At 57.9% G+C, this 18,968-nt stretch carries 22 protein-coding genes; 10 read left to right on the plus strand and 12 right to left on the minus strand.

From position 1 onward, the window contains the following. The first annotated feature begins 313 nt into the window (after positions 1-313). Complete coding sequence (gene dksA, locus N8E88_RS25330) at positions 314-730, plus strand: RNA polymerase-binding protein DksA (protein WP_091877580.1); 417 nt, start codon at positions 314-316, stop codon at positions 728-730. Between the two features lie 388 nt (positions 731-1,118). On the opposite strand, the gene N8E88_RS25335 is transcribed toward dksA, so the two are convergent. Further along, entirely contained in the window at positions 1,119-2,168 is a 1,050-nt protein-coding gene (locus N8E88_RS25335; RefSeq protein WP_262292999.1) for a flagellar biosynthetic protein FliO, read from the minus strand. Positions 2,169-2,519: 351 nt separating this feature from the next. On the opposite strand from N8E88_RS25335, the gene cckA reads away from it, so the two are divergent. Then, complete coding sequence (gene cckA, locus N8E88_RS25340) at positions 2,520-5,102, plus strand: cell cycle histidine kinase CckA (RefSeq protein WP_410010703.1); 2,583 nt, start codon at positions 2,520-2,522, stop codon at positions 5,100-5,102. A 10-nt stretch (positions 5,103-5,112) separates the two neighbouring features. On the opposite strand, the gene N8E88_RS25345 is transcribed toward cckA, so the two are convergent. The 4 genes from N8E88_RS25345 to N8E88_RS25360 form a co-directional block, all read right to left on the minus strand. Further along, positions 5,113-5,523: a PIN domain-containing protein gene (locus N8E88_RS25345; protein WP_262295620.1), complete on the minus strand. Its 411-nt coding sequence runs from the start codon at positions 5,521-5,523 to the stop codon at positions 5,113-5,115. Between the two features lie 2 nt (positions 5,524-5,525). Next, positions 5,526-5,762, minus strand: coding sequence for a hypothetical protein (locus N8E88_RS25350; protein ID WP_262293001.1), 237 nt, complete (start codon positions 5,760-5,762; stop codon positions 5,526-5,528). Between the two features lie 65 nt (positions 5,763-5,827). Beyond that, a complete protein-coding gene (gene cysK / locus N8E88_RS25355) occupies positions 5,828-6,799 on the minus strand; it encodes a cysteine synthase A (RefSeq protein WP_262293002.1) in 972 nt (323 codons plus the stop codon). Positions 6,800-6,940: 141 nt separating this feature from the next. Beyond that, entirely contained in the window at positions 6,941-7,561 is a 621-nt protein-coding gene (locus tag N8E88_RS25360; protein ID WP_262293003.1) for a LysE family translocator, read from the minus strand. 148 nt (positions 7,562-7,709) lie between these two features. Here N8E88_RS25360 and mbfA point away from each other — a divergent pair, with 148 nt between their 5' ends. Further along, positions 7,710-8,693: an iron exporter MbfA gene (gene mbfA, locus N8E88_RS25365; protein WP_262293004.1), complete on the plus strand. Its 984-nt coding sequence runs from the start codon at positions 7,710-7,712 to the stop codon at positions 8,691-8,693. 247 nt (positions 8,694-8,940) lie between these two features. Continuing rightward, positions 8,941-9,081, plus strand: coding sequence for a hypothetical protein (locus tag N8E88_RS25370; RefSeq protein WP_262295727.1), 141 nt, complete (start codon positions 8,941-8,943; stop codon positions 9,079-9,081). On the opposite strand, the gene N8E88_RS25375 is transcribed toward N8E88_RS25370, so the two are convergent. Together N8E88_RS25375 and N8E88_RS25380 are read right to left on the minus strand one after the other, a co-directional pair. Further along, entirely contained in the window at positions 9,072-9,419 is a 348-nt protein-coding gene (locus N8E88_RS25375; RefSeq protein ID WP_262293005.1) for an antibiotic biosynthesis monooxygenase family protein, read from the minus strand. The two genes, N8E88_RS25370 and N8E88_RS25375, sit on opposite strands and share 10 nt — an antisense overlap. Further along, positions 9,416-9,745, minus strand: coding sequence for an NIPSNAP family protein (locus N8E88_RS25380; protein WP_262293006.1), 330 nt, complete (start codon positions 9,743-9,745; stop codon positions 9,416-9,418). The genes N8E88_RS25375 and N8E88_RS25380 overlap by 4 nt, the downstream gene beginning before the upstream one ends. 130 nt (positions 9,746-9,875) lie before the next feature. On the opposite strand from N8E88_RS25380, the gene N8E88_RS25385 reads away from it, so the two are divergent. Then, a complete protein-coding gene (locus tag N8E88_RS25385) occupies positions 9,876-10,571 on the plus strand; it encodes an ArsR/SmtB family transcription factor (RefSeq protein ID WP_262293007.1) in 696 nt (231 codons plus the stop codon). Here N8E88_RS25385 and N8E88_RS25390 read toward each other — a convergent pair. Beyond that, positions 10,568-11,281 carry an SDR family oxidoreductase gene (locus tag N8E88_RS25390; RefSeq protein WP_262293008.1) on the minus strand — a complete coding sequence of 238 codons (714 nt, stop codon included), beginning with the start codon at positions 11,279-11,281 and terminating at the stop codon, positions 10,568-10,570. The two genes, N8E88_RS25385 and N8E88_RS25390, sit on opposite strands and share 4 nt — an antisense overlap. A 193-nt stretch (positions 11,282-11,474) precedes the next feature. On the opposite strand from N8E88_RS25390, the gene N8E88_RS25395 reads away from it, so the two are divergent. Further along, positions 11,475-11,606 (plus strand): hypothetical protein, encoded by a 132-nt coding sequence (locus N8E88_RS25395; protein ID WP_262293009.1) that lies wholly within the window; start codon positions 11,475-11,477, stop codon positions 11,604-11,606. A 70-nt stretch (positions 11,607-11,676) separates the two neighbouring features. On the opposite strand, the gene N8E88_RS25400 is transcribed toward N8E88_RS25395, so the two are convergent. Together N8E88_RS25400 and N8E88_RS31910 are read right to left on the minus strand one after the other, a co-directional pair. Continuing rightward, positions 11,677-12,621: a Bug family tripartite tricarboxylate transporter substrate binding protein gene (locus N8E88_RS25400; RefSeq protein WP_262295621.1), complete on the minus strand. Its 945-nt coding sequence runs from the start codon at positions 12,619-12,621 to the stop codon at positions 11,677-11,679. A 108-nt stretch (positions 12,622-12,729) separates the two neighbouring features. After that, positions 12,730-13,017, minus strand: a complete 288-nt coding sequence (locus N8E88_RS31910; protein ID WP_410010614.1) for a hypothetical protein — start codon at positions 13,015-13,017, stop codon at positions 12,730-12,732. Between the two features lie 172 nt (positions 13,018-13,189). Here N8E88_RS31910 and N8E88_RS25410 point away from each other — a divergent pair, with 172 nt between their 5' ends. The 3 genes from N8E88_RS25410 to N8E88_RS25420 all read left to right on the plus strand — a co-directional run bounded on the left by N8E88_RS25410 (position 13,190) and on the right by N8E88_RS25420 (position 15,872). After that, positions 13,190-13,588 carry a RidA family protein gene (locus N8E88_RS25410; protein ID WP_262293010.1) on the plus strand — a complete coding sequence of 133 codons (399 nt, stop codon included), beginning with the start codon at positions 13,190-13,192 and terminating at the stop codon, positions 13,586-13,588. Between the two features lie 255 nt (positions 13,589-13,843). After that, positions 13,844-15,148 carry an epoxide hydrolase family protein gene (locus N8E88_RS25415; protein WP_262293011.1) on the plus strand — a complete coding sequence of 435 codons (1,305 nt, stop codon included), beginning with the start codon at positions 13,844-13,846 and terminating at the stop codon, positions 15,146-15,148. 64 nt (positions 15,149-15,212) lie between these two features. After that, positions 15,213-15,872 (plus strand): VOC family protein, encoded by a 660-nt coding sequence (locus N8E88_RS25420; protein ID WP_262293012.1) that lies wholly within the window; start codon positions 15,213-15,215, stop codon positions 15,870-15,872. 4 nt (positions 15,873-15,876) lie between these two features. Here the strand turns inward: N8E88_RS25420 and N8E88_RS25425 are convergent, their stop codons facing one another. After that, on the minus strand, positions 15,877-17,082 hold the full coding sequence (locus N8E88_RS25425) for an HPP family protein (RefSeq protein ID WP_262293013.1): 1,206 nt from the start codon (positions 17,080-17,082) through the stop codon (positions 15,877-15,879). A 303-nt stretch (positions 17,083-17,385) separates the two neighbouring features. On the opposite strand from N8E88_RS25425, the gene N8E88_RS25430 reads away from it, so the two are divergent. Beyond that, complete coding sequence (locus tag N8E88_RS25430) at positions 17,386-18,048, plus strand: YiaD family glycine zipper/OmpA-like lipoprotein (RefSeq protein ID WP_262293014.1); 663 nt, start codon at positions 17,386-17,388, stop codon at positions 18,046-18,048. Here N8E88_RS25430 and N8E88_RS25435 read toward each other — a convergent pair. Next, complete coding sequence (locus N8E88_RS25435; RefSeq protein ID WP_262295622.1) at positions 18,038-18,967, minus strand: pseudouridine-5'-phosphate glycosidase; 930 nt, start codon at positions 18,965-18,967, stop codon at positions 18,038-18,040. The genes N8E88_RS25430 and N8E88_RS25435 overlap by 11 nt on opposite strands. Position 18,968: the final 1 nt, after the last annotated feature.

Genomic DNA, 18,968 nt, shown 5'->3' on the forward strand with positions numbered 1-18,968 from the left:
ATCCTCTGCGGCAAATGGCACAATTATCAAATAATTGTGCAAAACAGGCCTGGGGAATTTCTGAGCGGTATGCATTTTTGCAAGGCAGTCTACAACCGGTAGTAGAGCCTTGGAGCTATAAAATGTCGAAATTTGCCCTCGTTTCTTCGTATTTTTGGTTAGAGAATCGATAAATCCTGCCGTTTTTGCCGATAATTTGGGCAAAAAAACATGATTTCTTTCTTTGATTTACACGTCTTTTTGTAGTTGTGCGCCAATCTGACACGACTTATATAGGCCTCCTCGCGTCTCACAGGTGCAGGGTGATTCAAAGATGAATAAACTAATCGATCTTGACTATAAGCCCACGGATGACGAGCCCTTCATGAGTGATCGGCAGAAATCCTATTTTCGTGAAAAACTGATCAACTGGAAAAATGATATTCTGCGGGAGGCGCGTGAAACGCTTGAGATCCTGCAGCAGGAAAATGCCAATCTGCCGGATATCGCAGACCGTGCATCATCCGAAACGGACCGTGCCATCGAGCTTCGGGCCCGTGACCGCCAGCGCAAGCTGATCTCCAAGATCGACGCCGCCTTACAACGCATCGACGATGGGACCTACGGTTTTTGCGAGGAAACCGGCGATCCGATCAGCTTGAAGCGTCTTGACGCGCGTCCTATCGCAACCTTGTCAATCGAAGCTCAGGAACGTCACGAACGGCGCGAGAAAGTCTACCGCGACGACTGAGCTGCAATCCGAATTAAAGAAAAGGCCCGGTTTTCCGGGCCTTTTTATTTTGTGGTGAATACCTTCGTAAAGCGTCAACCCCTCCCGTCATGCTAAAGCTCCTCCCTCTCCGTCATCCTCGGGCTTGACCCGAGGACCCACGGCAGGGAAGGGCGTGAGTGCGCACGTTGCACAACGCATTCCAGCATGATGCGGACTCAATGACCTACAGTTCAACGCTAACGAGCCACGTCGAAATCATGGATCGTTTTCCTCCTCTTTGCCGTGGGTCCTCGGGTCAAGCCCGAGGATGACGGAGAGGGAGGTGCTTTACGATAACGAAACCAGATGGTTCAGAGTAGTTAAGCAAGCATGGAAAATCGCGTCAGGTCCGTCGGGGCGGATCCCCTCAACGCTTCTCAGGTCGAGATAGATCTCCCAGCAGCCGTTCCATTTCGTCCTCGATGCTGTCCTGCTTTTCAGGCTTTGCTTCCTTGCCAGGCGCGATGTTGAGTTCGCTTCCGAGATCGGTCTCGAATGCGTCGCTGAAATCCATGTCACCCAGGGTTATTTCAGATTCTTCCGTTTCCACGGACGCGTCGAGTGTCGCTTTCCTGAACGCGGCCGCCGGTTCGTTGCGCACGGCGAAGGGGAAGGCGGCGGCAGTCGTCGTTCTGGTTTCCGACGCAGCGACCTCTCTGGCAGGTCCTGGCGTGTCGATATTCGGCTCGGCGCGAGGCATGGTTCCAAAGGATGGCGAAGCGGTTCGCTGCCAGCCATTGTCCCGCGCCGGTGCACTGACAGCCGGCGGCTCGTTCGAAGCGGCGGATTCTGCTTCCGGGGCCTTCGCAACCGGTGGAATAGGTTGCATCGGCGGGACGGGAGGCAAGGGGACAGGTTGCTCGGCCTGTCTCGGTGGTTCGGGTGGCCGCCTTGGCGGCTCCGATTGCTGTGGCGGTCCCGGACGAAGCGGTATCTGCGGTGTTGGCGTTGTCTGAGCAACTGGCGGAGGTGTGTCAGCCGGTGGAGTTGGGGGGGCGACACGCGGCTGCGCGCGAGGCGATGCTTCCGCGACTTTGGGCTCTGGCTTCGGGTCAGGAATTCTCGGTTCGGGTTCGGGGGTCGGCCCCGTCGCTGGCGGTTCAATTCGCGTCTGCCGTGCGAACTGGCGAATGTTTTGCTCGATCACCAGGTCGCTGGGTCCGCCGATCAGGATCAGATGCTCGACATCGTCGCGGCGTACGAGTACCAGCCGCCTGCGATTATCGACAGCTGCCGCGTCAGTAACCGAGAGACGGACCTGACGGTTGCGCCCGCCGGCGACGAATGTTCCACCCGTCACCCGCCGCAATATGGCGAATACCAGTAGAAGCAGGGCGATGACCAGAATGAACAGAAGAATAAATCCCACGATGGGGGCAGCGCTTTCGCCAACGATAGTGGCAAGCCAAGCGTTCATGATAAACTCTCCTTGTGCGTTCTTCGGGCCCAAAACTTGTTCCCCGACATGGGCTTCGAAGCATTACTTTATGCGACACTAGTGCTTGCAATAGTTAGCCGCAACCCTAACGCGGCTTCGGTCTGTGTAGTACGGATTGTCTACGCGCGATATTGGACGTTCTAGATCGGAATTCGCGCGAAACCGTGGAATAATCGGGGTCATATGAAGGATGGGGTTTATACCGCGTCAAAGATATGATCCAAACGATTCGAGAATAAACATCGGCTTGATCCAATTGCGCCGGTGATGAAGAAAAGGGGCCTGAGACGTATGTCTCAAGAAACGAATAGCAGACGCATGTCTCAAGAAATGAACAGCGATCTTTATCCAGAACCTATCATCGCGAACACGAAATCCAACAAGGCCGGCTTGCGTCTGGTCCTTCTCGGACTGTTGCTGATAGGCGTTTCCGTCCTTTATTTCATCTATCGCGATCAGCTCGGCCAGCAGTTTCTGCTTGGCCTTCTCGGCACGCTTGCCATGACCGGCGTGTTCTACCTGTTCGGCTCGGCGATCAATGTCATTCAGTTCACGCCACGCGGCACCAGTGATGAACTCACGCGCGCGTTTGTGGATACGTTTCCGGAAGGCACGGTTGTCTGCGATCAAAAGGGCCGTATCGTTTATGCCAACAGGGCCTATGCAGAACTGACCGGCGTCACCAATTCCAACGATGTGCGGGCAATCGAGCACATTCTCTCCGGTGAGGCAGCAGCCTCGGACCCGATTTACCGGCTCGCCAATGCCGTGCGCGACGGCGTTTCCGGCCAGGAGGAGTTGCGCCTGTCCCGGCCGCTCGATCCATCGCGTGAGCCCGTGCCGACGTGGTACCGGGTCAAGGCGCGGCCCGTCGCGGGCATTCCAGACCAGACGACACCGGTCTATGCATGGCAGATTGCCGATATTTCGGCTGAGCGTGCCGAACAGGAGCGCTATTTTCAGGATATTCAGGAGGCCATCGATCACCTTGATCATGCTCCGGCAGGCTTCTTCTCGGCCGATCCGGACGGCCGCATCATTTATATCAACGCAACGCTGGCGGAATGGCTCGGCGTCGACCTCACACGGTTTACTCCCGGCTCGATGATGGTTCGCGACATCGTCGCGGGCAATGGCATGGCGCTGATCAATGCGGTCAAGACCGAACCTGGCACCAGCCGTAACACGGTCATCGATCTCGACCTGGCCAAATCCAATGGCCAGAGCCTTGCCGTGCGGTTCTATCATCGCGTACAGGCGCAGCGCGATGGCAGGCGCGGCCCAACCCGCACCATCGTTCTCAACCGCGCTGAAGGTGAAGACAATTCAGCCGCGTTGCGCGCGGCCGAAGTGCGGTTCACACGTTTCTTCAATTCGGCGTCCATGGCCATCGCAGCCGTCGATGCGACCGGCAAGATCCTGCGCACCAATGCGCGGTTCCTGGGGCTTTTCGCCCCGGTTGTCGATCGTGATGATATCGACCGGCGCATCCCGCTTGAAACCGTCGTGCATGAACGCGACCGCGAAGCCTTCGACCGGGCGCTGGCGGCGGCTTTTGCCGGCAAAGCGGAAATCTCTCCGGTCGATACCGTTATTCCGGGTAATGAGGATCGCCATCTGCGCTTCTACGTCAGTCCGGTGTTCGATGCCGGGTCCGAGGACGGCGCCGAGGAAGCTGCCATTGTTTCAGTGGTAGAAACCACTGAACAGAAGGCGCTCGAAGCCACGATGGCGCAAAGCCAGAAAATGCAGGCCGTAGGACAGCTTGCAGGTGGTATCGCACATGATTTCAACAACGTGCTGACCGCGATCATCATGTCTTCCGATCTGCTGTTGACCAATCATCGCGCGTCGGATCCGTCCTTTGCCGACATCATGAACATCAAGCAGAATGCCAATCGCGCCGCTTCGCTGGTGCGGCAGCTCCTTGCGTTCTCGCGCCGCCAGACCTTGCGCCCCGAAGTGCTCAACCTCACCGATGTGATCGCCGATGTGCGCATGCTGCTGACGCGTCTTGCCGGTACGCAGGTCAATCTCAAGATCGAACATGGGCGCGATCTGTGGCCGGTGCGTGCCGATCTCGGCCAGTTCGAGCAGGTGGTGGTCAATCTCACGGTCAATGCCCGTGACGCGATGCCCGAAGGCGGCAACCTGACGCTCCGCACACGCAATGTGACCGAAGCGGAGAGTGCTGAACTCACGTATCGCGACCTTGTTCCAGGCGATTATGTGCTGGTCGAGGTGGAAGACAGCGGTACTGGCATGGCGCCGGAAGTGATCGAGAAGATTTTTGAACCGTTCTTCACAACGAAGGAGGTCGGCAAGGGGACGGGGCTCGGTCTGTCCATGGTTTATGGTATCATCAAGCAGACGGGCGGTTCGATCCATGCCGAGTCCGAGCTTGGGCAAGGAACCACATTCCGCATTTTCCTGCCGCGTTTTGTAGAGGAAAAGCAGCCGCTGGTCCTGGGTGCCGATGGCGAAGCCGTCGTGACCGAAATGCCGAAGAAGGAGAAGAAGACGGAGAAAGCCACCGATCTCTCCGGTTCCGCAACCGTGCTCCTGGTGGAAGACGAGGATGCGGTCCGCATGGGCGGGGTGCGCGCGCTGCAATCGCGTGGTTACACGGTGCACGAGGCATCCAGCGGTGTCGAGGCGCTGGAGGTGATGAAGGAATTGGACGGCAAAGTGGACATCATCGTTTCCGATGTGGTCATGCCCGAAATGGATGGGCCGACGCTATTGCGCGAATTGCGCAAGGATTACGGCGATATCAAATTCATCTTCGTTTCGGGCTATGCGGAAGACGCTTTCGCCCGAAACCTGCCAGAAGACGCCAAATTCGGCTTCCTGCCGAAGCCGTTTTCACTGAAGCAGCTGGCGACTGCGGTAAAGGAAACGCTGGAGAATTGAGGTTTTAAAGTCATCGAAATGGATTGAGGATTCTGATGCTGTCGACGATCTGGCCATGTGACAGGTCCTCAGAAAAGAGCTCTCTGCATCCGGCTTCACGCGCCGCCGAAATGATTGCGCTGTCCCAATACGAAAAACCATAAGCTCGCTTTATCTCAAGCGCACCTTGCAAGATTTGCACGGTATTCTCCTGAACATGGAACCGCAGCCACGTCTTGATCAGTCCGGCAGCCAATTCGTGCGGGAGGGGATCGGTGCGTGATGCGCGCGTGGCCTGAACATAAAATTCTTGCAGCACCTGAACCGAGACAACGCAATCATCGCGATCCATGAGCGCGATGGCGCGTATACGCTTGCTCTCCTCGTCGGCGGCAGTGCTGATAGAATAAAGCAGGATATTGGTATCGAGAAAAGCCTTCACGCTCAAAGGCCACGGTCGTGAAGCTTGTCGCGGGAGAGGCGATCCCCGGCCCGAAACAGCTTGACTGACGCTCGCAATACAGCCTCCTCCCGGTGCAGCCGTTCGGCCTCGGTTTCTATCGTCGCAATATCCGACAGGAATTGACGAACGAGTGCGGAGACGGACGTGTCCTGCTCCGCCGCTTTCATGCGAGCACGGCGGTAGGTATCGTCATCCACGGAAACTGTGATATTTTTCATAGTTCCACAGTATCACAGCTTTGCGGAAATTCCAAGGCTGAGGAACCCACTCCAGTGGTGAGCTACTATTCGAGCCCTTCGAACAGTGCGGTCGACAAATACCGCTCGGCGAAGGAAGGGATGATCACGACAAGGTTCTTGCCCTTGTTTTCCGGGCGGCTACCAACCTCTATCGCCGCGGTCAGCGCTGCACCCGATGAAATCCCCACGGGTACGCCTTCAAGCCGTGCTACGAGACGCGCATTGGCGAAGGAATCCTCGTTCGAGACCTGCACGACCTCGTCATAGATGTGCGTATCGAGCACAGCGGGAGCAAAGCCTGCGCCGATGCCCTGTATCTTGTGCGGGCCGGGATTGCCGCCGGAAAGAATCGGCGAATCCTTGGGCTCCACCGCGATAACCTGCACGTTCGGCTTGCGCTGCTTCAGCACCTGGCCAACCCCGGTAATCGTGCCGCCGGTGCCGATGCCGGCAACAAGAATATCGACCGCGCCGTCGGTATCGTTCCAGATTTCCTCGGCGGTTGTCCGGCGGTGGATTTCCGGATTGGCGGGATTGTCGAACTGGCCGGGGATGACCGCGTCTCCAATGGTCTCGACCAGCTCGTTCGCCTTGGCAATGGCGCCCTTCATGCCCTTGGCGCCTTCGGTCAGCACCAGTTCCGCGCCGAGCAGCTTAAGCATCTTTCGGCGTTCGACCGACATGGTTTCGGGCATGGTGAGGATCAACCGGTAGCCCTTGGCGGCGGCGGCGAAGGCGAGCGCGATGCCGGTATTACCCGAGGTTGGCTCGACAAGCGTCGTCTTGCCCGGTTTCGCCTTGCCCTGTGCTTCGAGCGCCTCGATCAGCGCCACGCCGATACGGTCCTTGACGCTGGCAATAGGATTGAAGAATTCGAGCTTGGCCAGAAGATTGGCACCCACACCCTTTTCCTTGGCCAGTTTATCGAGACGGATCAGGGGCGTATCGCCGATTGTATCGACAATGGAATTGTAGATGCGGCCACGGCCTGGCTTGCGCGCGCTGTCATTGCTCATGAATATCTCCTGATCCTGTTTTGGGTCGTGCGGCGATCTTATGGGCCTTGCCTGAAAATTCCTAGTTGGCCCCATGCGTAAACACGGTGCCGTTTAGAAGAAAATACTAATATTTGGCTACTGCTGTAATAGCATTCCTGGTCAGGAGGAGCGCCCGGCAATGGCGAGCGCAGCACCCGCCATAAAGGCTGCCGCCGTGCGGTTCAGCCGTTTCAGCGCACGGGGCGAGGCGAGCAGTCCGCGCGCCTTCGCTGCGAGTGCGAGATAGGGCACCAGCACCACAAGCAGAACCAGAACAGTCAGTGCGGCGAGGATCGAATAATCGGCCAGGGTGATTGTATGCAGGTCGACGAGAGTCGGCGTCAGGGCGATGTAGAAAAGCATGGTCTTTGGATTGCCAAGTGTCACGGCCAAGCCGGCCGCAATGCTGGAGACAGCACCGCCGCGACTTTTCTTGGCTTCGATCTTCTCCGCCGATATCCCCGATGTCCAGAAACCCCAGGCAAGGTAGGCAAGATATGCAACGCCTGCCCATTTGATCACCAGGAAAACCGTGCCAAACGTCTGCGCCACCATGGCGAGGCCCAGCACCACTGCTGTCAAATAAGTGAGGTCGCCCATGATCAACCCGAGCGACATGAACAGTGACGATCGAAAACCCGAGCCAAGCGCCCGTGCGACGAGGGCAGTTACACCCGGTCCGGGGATAGCGGCGGCGATGGCGAGGGCACCAGAATAGGCAACAAAACCGGCAAGCGTCATGATCATTCTCTACGAGCGGAGGTTGGCGGAGGCGGACGATACTCCGAGGTCCGGCTGATGTCCATGGATCGTGAAAAGAACCTGATTACACCTTGAACACAGGGCTTTGAATCTATAGTTTAGAACTATTCTAATTTAGGATCACGCCATGCTCAGCCGTTTTTTCGGTCATCGCCGCCACGCTCTTGAATCCCTTTCCGAACAGCAATTGCTGGCTCTGGCTATTTCGTCGGAAGAAGATGACGCGCGCATCTATCTCGCCTACGCGGATGGGCTGCGCGAGGGTTTTCCGCAAAGCGCCAAGGTTTTCGATGAGATGGCAGAAGAGGAAAATCGTCATCGCCAGGCATTGATCGACCTGCACCAGGAGCGTTTTGGCAACCAGATACCACTCATCCGCAGGGAGCACGTGCGCGGCTATCTCGAGCGCAAGCCCGACTGGCTGGTTCGCCCGCTCGGTATAGAGAAGGTGCGGGAAATGGCCGAGAAAATGGAGGAACAGGCCTACCGCTTTTATACCGAGGCGCTGAAACTTGTACGGGATGCGTCTACACGCAAGCTCTTGGGCGACCTTGCCATCGCCGAGAAGGCGCATGAATCGCTGGCCCACCGGCTCGGCGTCAAGCACACGCCCGACGACGTGCAGGAGGTCGAGAAACAGACCGAACGGCGACAGCTGATCCTGACCTATATCCAGCCAGGCCTTGCCGGACTTATGGATGGTTCGGTCTCGACCCTGGCACCGATTTTTGCGGCTGCCTTCGCCACCCAGGACACGTGGCAGACGTTTCTTGTCGGCCTGTCTGCTTCGCTTGGCGCTGGCATTTCCATGGGCTTCACGGAAGCTGCCCATGACGACGGAAAGTTATCCGGGAGGGGCTCACCCTTGAAGCGCGGCCTCGCCAATGGCCTGATGACGGCCATCGGTGGCCTTGGTCACGCGCTGCCCTATCTCATTTCGGATTTCTGGACGGCCACGACAATCGCCGCGATCGTCGTTTTCATCGAGCTCTGGGCCATCGCCTATATCCAGCACCGCTTCATGGAGACGCCATTCTTCCGTGCCGCGATCCAGGTCGTACTCGGCGGCGGACTTGTGCTGGCAACGGGCATATTGATCGGGAACGCTTGATTCGATTCTCGTAGAAATCCACGCGATTCCACGACATTTCAGGGGCATTATTGAAGGGAAAAAGGCGAATTTCCGCCCTTTTCCCATCGCCAAAAGATCTTTTTGCCCAACTGGTTAAGGCTAATTTTATATGAATTCATGTGATTTTAACCAACGCCGTTCAGGAGGCGTTCATCTTTATGCATTAAATTTTAGCTAATTGATCGCTACCGGCCTCGCCCGATATGCCAAAACCAAGAGACCAAAAATGATGACCATGATTATCCAGCTACGCGATACGCTCCGCGTCGTGCGAGAATTCATTGCTCCGAGTTACCGGCCAGAGCGCCACTACATGCGTGGTCCCGGACCGGCTTGTGCCCAGCGCAATCACCGGATTCAAGCGTGATGGTACATTCGCGCATCAAGCGGAGCTTCGTCACGGGCGCGCAGCCCATAATCACGTATAACGGACGCAATCCGCAGCCTGTAGTCGGCAAAGATCCCGGCGCGGCCGTCACGTTGAGCCAGGCGATGTTCCTCGGTCTGGCGCCAAGCCGCCACTGACGCTTCATCGCGCCAGAACGAAAGGGAGAGATAGCGGTTCTCATTGGCAAGGCTGCGAAACCGCTCCACGGAAATAAAGCCGTCCATCGTTTCCAGCAAGGGCTTCAGGTCTGCTGCCCGGTCGAAATAATCCTTGCCGCGGCCTTCCGCGGGCTCCACCTCGAAAATCACCGCAATCATTTAAGCAATCCCTCATTTGTTCCCGTCACAAGGCGCAGGAATGTACGGTCCTCGCGCCGGATAAAGCGCTTTTCCCTCGAAAATTCGTAGTTGGCCCGGCCCAGCGGGTCAGCCATAAGCCGCGCGCGATAGGCTTCGTAGGCCGCCAGGTTCTCGATGTTGTAAACGCCGTAGGCCAGCGTGGCCGAGCCTTCATGCGGCGCATAATAGCCGATGAGATCTGCGCCGCAACGCGGTATCGCTTCGTTCCAGTTGCGCGCATATTCCTCGAAAGCGTCGTTCTGATAGGGATCGATTTCATATTTGATGAAACAGGTGATGGTCATTTCGGGCACTCCTTCGTTCGCGTTGACCATGGGTATAGCCGCCAATGAGCGCTTGATACTTCGATCGTTTTCGAAGCATCATCGTCTGTGCTGGATCAGTCTTGATCAGCCAACAAACACGGAAACCACCATGTCGAACAATGCGAGATTTGCCGAAATAGCCGCGCTTGCGGGCGATCCAGGTCGTGCGAGCATGCTCAACGGGCTCATGGATGGCCGCGCGCTGACCGCATCGGAACTCGCGCAACTCGCCGGCATCACCGCGCAGACCGGCAGCAGCCACCTGACGAAAATGACCGAGGCGGGGCTTCTCGCGGTGGAAAAGCAGGGCCGCCATCGTTATCACCGGCTGGCTTCGCCGGCTGTGGCCCAGATGATCGAAAGCATCATGCGGCTCGCCGCACCGGAAGTCACCGCCAGGCCGCTGCGCACCGGCCCACGCGATGCGGCGCTCAGGGCAGGGCGCACCTGCTACGATCATCTCGCCGGGCATCTCGGCGTTTCAATCACAGATGCGCTGATCGATGCCGGCCATCTCGATCTTGGCCTCGATGCAGGCGAGGTGACGGATAGCGGGCTTGCGCTATTCGCCCGCACCGGCATCGATATCGAAGCGTTGACCGCCAAGCGCGGCCGCATCCTGTGCCGGCCGTGCCTCGACTGGAGCGAGCGTCGCCCGCATCTTGCCGGCGCAATCGGCGCGGCACTGTGCAGCCACTGCTTCAACAATGGCTGGATCAGGCGGCTGGAAGGAACCCGCGCGGTGTCGGTGACGCCGAATGGCCAGAGACATTTGCGCGAGACATTCGGTGTCAGTCTTTCCTAAACATGCCGTGTGACGCCGCCATCGATCCGTATGTTCTGGCCGGTGATATAGCCTGCATCGTCCGACAGCAGGAAGGCGGTTGTCTTGGCAATTTCCGCCATCGTCCCAAGCCGCTTCATGGGTACCTTGTCTTCGGTTCCGGGTTTGTGATCGAGACTGTCGATGTACCCGGGCAGAAGTGCATTCATTCGGATATTGTCGGCGCCATAGCGGTCAGAGTAGAGCTTGGTATAGGCGCCGACGGCCGCGCGATAGGCGCACGACACCGGAAAGACAAGGCTTGGCTCGAAGGAGGCAAATGTCGTGATATTCACCCATGCGCCCTTGCCCTGCTTCAGCATATAGGGCGTCGCCAGCCGTGCCATGCGCACCACGCTCAACACCATCAGGTCATTGCCGATCGCCCATTTTTCATCGGTGATATCGAGGAGATCGCCCTTCGGCGGATGGCCGGTATGATTGACCACAGCATCGACGCGGCCATAGGCCTCGACGGTCTTTCCAACCAGCGCCTCCAGATCTTTTGCCTCGCCAGCAGAGCCCTTGACACCGACGCCGCCAAGCTCGGCGGCGAGCTCGACCGCGCTGCCCGACGGCGACATCAATCCGAGACGATAGCCGCGCTCGTGCAATTCGCGTGCGATGGCGGCACCCATGCCGGCTCCTCCACCGGTGATGATTGCAACTGGTGCTTGTGAACTGTCGGTCATGATGCTCGCCTTTCAAGATTTCGAATGGCGCTGAGCATGTTTGATAGACAGCTCCGGCGCAAATGAATTCAGGTGGCGGCGATGCTCAAATATTTTGAAAGAACTTCCGAAAATGAGTCAAAAGTCGAATTGATATTATTGAAATAATTGTGAGAAGTCATGGCTGGCCAACCAGCTTCCGAGGGATTTCATTATGGATGAACCGGCTACAAAGTCCGATCTTGTCGCTGCGGTCAAGGCACAGATATTGTCGCTGACCTTGTATTTCGGTGCGATCATTTCTGTTGGTATTGGTCTTGTGGTGTTGATATTAGCAGCGCGCTAGTCCGAGCCGGCTTATGCGCCATGTTTGAACGGAGGGATACTTCCCCCCGCTCCGGCACATCCACGCCGCATCAATCCATTGTCACGCCCGTGCTCTTCACCACAGGCTCCCATTTCTGGATCTCTGCCTTGACGTGTGTCGCAAGCCCGTCTGGCGTGGAACCCACAATCGTCGCACTGAAGTCATTCATGCGCGAAACGACGGCGGGGTCTTTCAGCGCGGTATTGGCGGCTTCATTGAGGCGAGCCACAACCTCGGGTGGGGTCCCGGCGGGCGCAAACAATGCATTCCAGGTATATGTCTCATAGCCCGGCACGGCCTCCGCGACTGTTGGTACATCGGGGAAGGAAGGAGCTCGATCCTTCGTCGTGACACCGAGGGCCTTAAGCGATCCGGCCTTTATGTGTGCCGAAGACGACGGCAAATTGTCGAACATGATCGACACCTGATTGCCAAGCAGATCGTTCAAAGCCGGTCCCGCGCCCTTGTACGGGATATGTTCCATGGAGACCCCGGCCATGCTTTTGAAAAGTTCGCCGGATAAATGCAGCGGAGTGCCGTTTCCGGACGAAGCATAGGAATATTTGTCGGGGTTGTCCTTGAGCAGCTGAACGAGTTCCTTGACGCTGTTGACTGGCAGCTGCGGGTTGATAACCAGGACGTTGGGTACCAATACCAGAAGCGAAATCGGTGCAAAATCAGCGACGGGATCGTAGGGTTTCGCTTTCAGCATCAGCGGGTTCAATGCATGGGTTGCGACCGTTCCCATCAGGATGGTGTAACCGTCGGGCTCCGCTCTGGCCACCTGGGCAGCTCCGAGGTTTCCGCCGGCGCCCCCGACATTCTCGACGATTACCTGCTGTCCGAGCGTCTTTGACATGTTTGCTGCGACGAGACGGGCAACGAGATCGGTCGAGCCACCCGCCGCAAATGGCACTACGAGGGTGACCGCGCGATCCGGGAATGTTTGTGCTGAAGCCGGTAATGCCGATGCGATCGCCGAACCAATCGCCATGCCTAAAACAACGCGTCTATTAAATGCCACCGTATACCCTCCCGGTAAGTCTGGTTCACATGATGTCGGATGGTCATCCCGAGAAGTCATTCTCGTTAGGACCATAACTCAATGAGCTATAGGACGGTATTTCAGAATCCATGTCCATACCCGAGCGTGCGTCAGTGCTCTTTTTGCAGCAAACCGGCGGCGAGATATTGGAAAGCATCGACAGCCGATCTGGTCGATAACGGCCTGCAGCAAGCCCTTCTTGTCGAGCGCACCTCGCGTCGGGCCAGCTTTGGCGGTCAGATCGTCCATCGACGGCGTAGCCGTTGGCCTCGAAAGCTTGCGGGCGGCTTGAATGAGCTTGGCCCGGGTTTCTTCCATCATCTGCGCATGTCGTCTCGCGACCACTGTCATCTCCCGTGTTATTGACATACGGTGCGTATGCAAATATATGTTTACATACGGGACGTATATCAATGATCGCGCCCGGACAGTAAAGCGCAACGGCTGGAAACCCGTACGAACGCTCTTTCATCCCCGCGTCGGGGATGATCTGCTTTAATTCTAACAGGAACAACCAATGACAAAACGCGATGCCATTTTCCCTGCCGGCCGGCAGGCACTCTATGAGATCAATCGATATTCGGCAGCGATCCGCTCGGGCGACCTTCTGTTCGTCTCGGGGCAGGTTGGCAGCCGCGAGGACGGCTCGCCAGAACCGGTCTTCGAAAAGCAGGTGCAGCTTGCCTTCGACAATCTCGCCGCCGTGCTGAAGGCTGCTGGCTGCACGTTCGATGACGTGGTGGACGTGACCACTTTCCACACGGACCCTGCCACGCAGTTTGAGGCAGTCAACACAGTTCGCCTGAAGGTGATCGGTGAGCAACCCTACCCGAACTGGACTGCGGTGGGCGTGAACTGGCTGGCCGGCTTCGACTTTGAAATCAAGGTAATAGCGCGCATTCCTCAGTCTGTCTGATCGGCTTGACTATACCACACGATGACGGCCGGTGTGCGGCCGTCATCAATACAAGAGCCCGGATGTTACCGTTACGTACTTGCCCCTGACCATATCCGGACCGATCATTGTCAGCTTACGCCGCCCAGTCCTAGTTCAGCATCACGGCGTGCACTTTCGCAGGACCATATCCGCAGAGCACACGAGATGTTACGGGCGCAACGTTCCCCGCAGCAGCATGTCCTCTGTTTTTGGCCTGGCCAATGGAGGACGACAATGGCAGAAAATCCAGATCCGAGCAGGCGTGACATCCTGTTGACGGGCGGTTCATTGCTCGCCATGTCAGCTATCGGCACAGGTGTCGCGGGCCTTATTTCAGCTTCCCCGGCGCGGGCCGCCGCAACTGAAGAAATCCGCCCGTTCAGCGCACATTTTTCGGACGAGCAAATTACCGATCTGCGCAGACGCGTCGCCGCAACGAAATGGCCCAAAAAAGAAACTGTCGCGGATACGTCGCAAGGCGTGCAGCTCGCGACAATCCAGAAACTCGCACAATATTGGGCGACCGACTACGACTGGCGCAAGATGGAAGCGAAGCTCAACGCCTTGCCGCAATTCATGACAAATATCGACGGGGTGGATATTCATTTCATCCACGTTCGTTCGAAGAATCCCAATGCGCTTCCCATAATCATTACGCATGGTTGGCCAGGCTCGATTATCGAGCAGTTGAAGGTCATCGGACCGCTCACCGATCCGACGGCAAACGGCGGACAGGTCGAGGACTCTTTCGACGTCGTGATCCCATCGCTGCCCGGCTACGGTTTTTCAGGAGTGCCCACCGTTACCGGCTGGGATCCTGTCCGCATCGCAAGCGCGTGGATCGTGCTGATGAAGCGCCTCGGCTACTCCCGTTATGTTGCCCAGGGCGGCGATTGGGGAAATGCAGTCACGGAGCAGATGGCCCTGCAGACGCCTCCGGGTTTACTCGGCATTCACACCAACATGCCGGCCACTGTGCCAGACGATATTGCACAGGCGCTGAGTTCCGGAGGCCCACCGCCGCCGGGCCTGTCTGCCGACGAGAAACATGCCTACGAGCAGCTCGACTTTTTCTATAAACACGGCCTGGCTTACGCCCAGGAGATGGGTAACCGCCCGCAAACGTTATACGCGATCGAGGACTCGCCCGTCGGCCTCGCCGCCTGGATGCTGGACCACGACGCAGCGAGTTACGCACTGATCGCACGTGTCTTTGACGGTGTACCCGAAGGCCTTACAAGAGATGACATCGTCGACAACATCACGCTCTACTGGTTGACGAATACTGCGGTCTCTTCCGCCCGCCTTTATTGGGAAAGCAAGCTTCCCTTTTTCGCCCCGAAGCACCTCACCATACCGGTGGCGGTAAGCGCCTTTCCTGACGAGCTCTACCAGGCTCCGCGAAGTTGGGCCGAAAAGGCGTATCCGAAACTGATATTTTACACCAAGCACGACAAGGGCGGCCACTTCGCAGCGTGGGAACAGCCGGAGTACATCACTGCCGATCTTAGGGCGGCTTTCAAGCCGCTGCGCCAGTAGATCTATAGAAACACTGCGCGAACAGCGCACCATCCTTTCAACAGGCATCGAGGAGGACCATGCCATGACTGAGACAAATCAAGCGCGAACGGCCGATATGAAACTCGAGATTGTCGTCATCCCGGTTTCAGACCCGGACCGCTCGAAGGAGTTCTATGCCAACCTCGGCTGGAGGCTGGACGCCGATTTTGTCGGCACCGATTTTCGCGTGATGCAATTTACGCCGCCGGGTTCCGGGTGCTCCGTCATCTTCGGCAAAAATGTCACCGCTGCAGCGCCTGGCTCGGCCCAAGGGCTTTACCTGATCGTTTCCGACATCGAGGCTGCCCGCAAGGAGCTTATCGAACGGGGCGTGACGGTCAGCGACGCGTTTCACCCTGCGGGTGACGTTTATACGGGTCCGGACGAGCCCTATTTGTTTGGACGAGTCCGGACTGGAGGGCTGCATCCCGAACGAGGCACCTATCGCTCATTCGCGTCGTTCAGCGATCCCGATGGGAATGGCTGGCTGTTCCAGGAGGTTACGGCGCGATTGCCCGGGCGCGTGGATGCGACCGATACGATCTTCACCTCGTCGAAAGAGCTCGCGGCGGCACTACGCCGTGCAGGGGCTGCGCATGGCGAGCACGAGAAGCGGACCGGTGGTGAGTATGATGAGGGCTGGCCGGACTGGTATGCGGAGTACATGGTCAAGGAACAGTCGGGCGAACCATTGCCAATATGAGGAGCTAAGCCGCCTGCTCGTCATTGGTCAGTTTCGTGGCCTGGATTTCTACGGAGCTGGTCTGCCTTTCCTGAAACAGCGCGGCAATCAGGTCTGACTGTGTGACGATGCCAACGACGCGGTTGTTTGCATCGACCACCGGCATGTGGTGCAGGCCCATGTCGGCCATCGGCGGCACGAGCTTGGCGATCATGGTTTCCGGCAAGGCCGACTGGACCCGGCGTGTCATTATATCGGCCACCGTATGCTTGGACTGGCGCGCCAATCGGAACCGGTTCCCGACGCGCACGCGCCAGCCAAGATGGAGGCGGCCGTCATCGGCCAGAAGCGATGCCCGCATGAAGTCTGTCTGGGTGATGATACCGAGCAGTTCGCCATCCGGTGAGGTCACCGGAAGCGCCTTGATACGGTGATTGAGGAGGAGCCTCCAGGCGTCGCGCAACGCCGTCTCGGGGCGCACGGTTGCGACATCCTTCGACATGATCTGCCCGCAGGTGATCTCGCCGGAGCGCCTCTCATAGGCGCGGATCTGCGCCCTATGCAGCAGCGCATCGAGCTCGTCCGGGCTGACATTGACGATCTCGTCATATTGGGCCAGCACGTCCTGCAGATCGCTGGGGACAAATCCCAGGCGAGCCGTCGGGGGCAAGTCCGCCGTAGCGTGGATGTTGACTTGAGGGCCCGGCGCAAGATGGGGATAACGGCGCCCTGCCAAATTGTTGAAAACCAGCGCTGACGCCAGCAACAACAGGGAATTAAGCCCGACTGGCCAGAAGACGAAGCCGTATCCCTCCGCCTGCAACACTGGTCCGCCCAACACGGCGGTCAACGCAACTGCCCCGCTTGGGGGATGCAGACAACCCAGCGCCAGCATCAGGCCAATGGCGACCGACACGGCCAATGCCGACGCAATGATCGGATCCGGCACAAGAAGCGCGAATGAAACGCCGACAAATGCGGACAGCATATTGCCGCCCAGTATTGACCATGGCTGCGCCAGCGGACTTGTTGGCGCAGCAAAGAGCAGCACAGCCGATGCGCCCATAGGAGCAATCAGCAGAGGAAGGTTAACCTCTGGACCCAGCGCAAGTTTACTGACAGTCCCCGTCACCATGATGCCGACAAGTGCACCAATGCACGCTCTGAAGCGCTCATACTTGCTGACCGGCGCAACCGCAGGGATGAAGCGCTTGAGGGTGCTCCAAAGCATGGTGAAACTATCCGTCTGTTGGGATTGACCCGGCAGCTAGAGGTGACGCTTGGGTGTTTGCCTAAATCACTAGCAGTTAGCCTACAATTTGGGCAACGAATAAACGTCCCCTTACGGGCCAATCCCAGAACAAAATTTCGTCTCTTGCCGGTATATGAGGCAAATCAATCCAGTGGCTGAAATGGCGGTTTTGGAAAAGGCTCGACGAATTCCAATCGGCCCGCCGCCCGCCGCCTTCTTTACCCTTCTTTTGCCCGAATCACTCGTATATTCCCTGCCACATCCAACCGGGGACCTGATTCCATGATGAAGAGATTTGCCATCGGCTGCCTTGCCGCGACCTTTCTTGCGGGCTGCACCACGACCGACCCCTATACGGGCCAGCAGAAAATGTCGAACACGGCCGGTGGTGCCATGATCGGCACGGCTGTCGGCGCGTTGACGGGTCTGGCGATTGGCGGCGGTGGCAAGTCCGGGCGCAATGCAGCGCTGATCGGCGCGGGTATCGGCGCGCTCAGCGGTGGCGCGATCGGCAATTACATGGATCGTCAGGAGTCGGAACTGCGCGCACAGTTGCAGGGCACCGGTGTGTCGGTGACGCGCAATGGCGACCGGATCATCCTCAACATGCCGTCCAACATCACCTTCAACACAGATCAGGATCAGGTGAAGCCGGAATTCTTCTCCACGCTAGGTTCTGTCGCTATCGTCCTGCGCAAGTTCGACCGCACCATCGTCGATGTCGCCGGTCACACGGATTCCACTGGCAGCCTGCAGCATAACCAGCTGCTATCGGAACGCCGCGCTCTGTCCGTTGCCAATTATCTGACACAGCAGGGCATCGACAACCGTCGCTTCGACGTTCAAGGTTATGGTCCGACGCAGCCCGTCGCGACCAACGCCACCGAAGCCGGCCGCGCGCAGAATCGCCGCGTCGAGATCCAGATTTCGCCGCTTACCGAGTAGCGGTTAGCGATACCGCGATCTTCGCGGCAAGGCGCGCATTGTTCTCGACGAGAGCAATGTTCGCTTTAAGGCTCTCACCCTTGGTGATGTCGAGAAGTTCCGAGAGAAGAAACGGCGTCACTGCCTTGCCGGTGACGCCTTTTTTTGTGGCGCGGGCAATCGCTTCTTTAATGTACCCGCCCATGATTTCCGCGGGGATTTCATTTGCCGCGGGGATGGGATTGGTAATCAGCATGCCGCCGACAACGCCGATGGCATCCCGCGCGGCCTGAAACTTTGCAATGGCATCCGGCGTATCGAGCCGCAGCGGTGCCTTGATCGGGGATTGCCGTGACCAGAAAGCGGGTAGCACGTCCGCGCCATAGACCACGACCGGAACGCCTTTGGTTTCAAGCACTTCCAGCGTTTTCTCGATATCGAGAATCGCTTTGGCGCCGGCCGAAACGACGATGACTGGCGTGCGGCCTAGCTCTTCCAGATCAGCTGAGATATCGAAACTCTGCTCGGCGCCCTTGTGCACGCCGCCAATGCCGCCAGTGGCGAAAACCTTGATCCCCGCGAGGTGGGCGGCGAGCATCGTCGCGGCAACGGTGGTCCCCCCGGTACGCCCTTCCGACAGCGCAAACGCCAGATCCGCACGCGAGAGTTTCATCGCGCCCTTGACCTGCGCCAGCGCCTCGCGCTCTTGCGCAGAAAGACCGATCTTCAAACGCCCGTCGACGATGGCTATAGTCGCTGGAACCGCGCCTTCCGCAATGATGATAGCTTCGACGTCGGCCGCCATGCGGCTGTTGTCCGGGTAGGGCATCCCATGGGTGATGATGGTGCTTTCGAGTGCAACGACGGGTTTGCCCGCTACAAGCGCGTCCTGAACCGCGGGGGCAACGTCCATGAATGGGTTCAAAGCTTTGGTCATCATC

It is taken from the genome of Phyllobacterium zundukense, from assembly GCF_025452195.1.
GTDB lineage: Bacteria > Pseudomonadota > Alphaproteobacteria > Rhizobiales > Rhizobiaceae > Phyllobacterium > Phyllobacterium zundukense_A.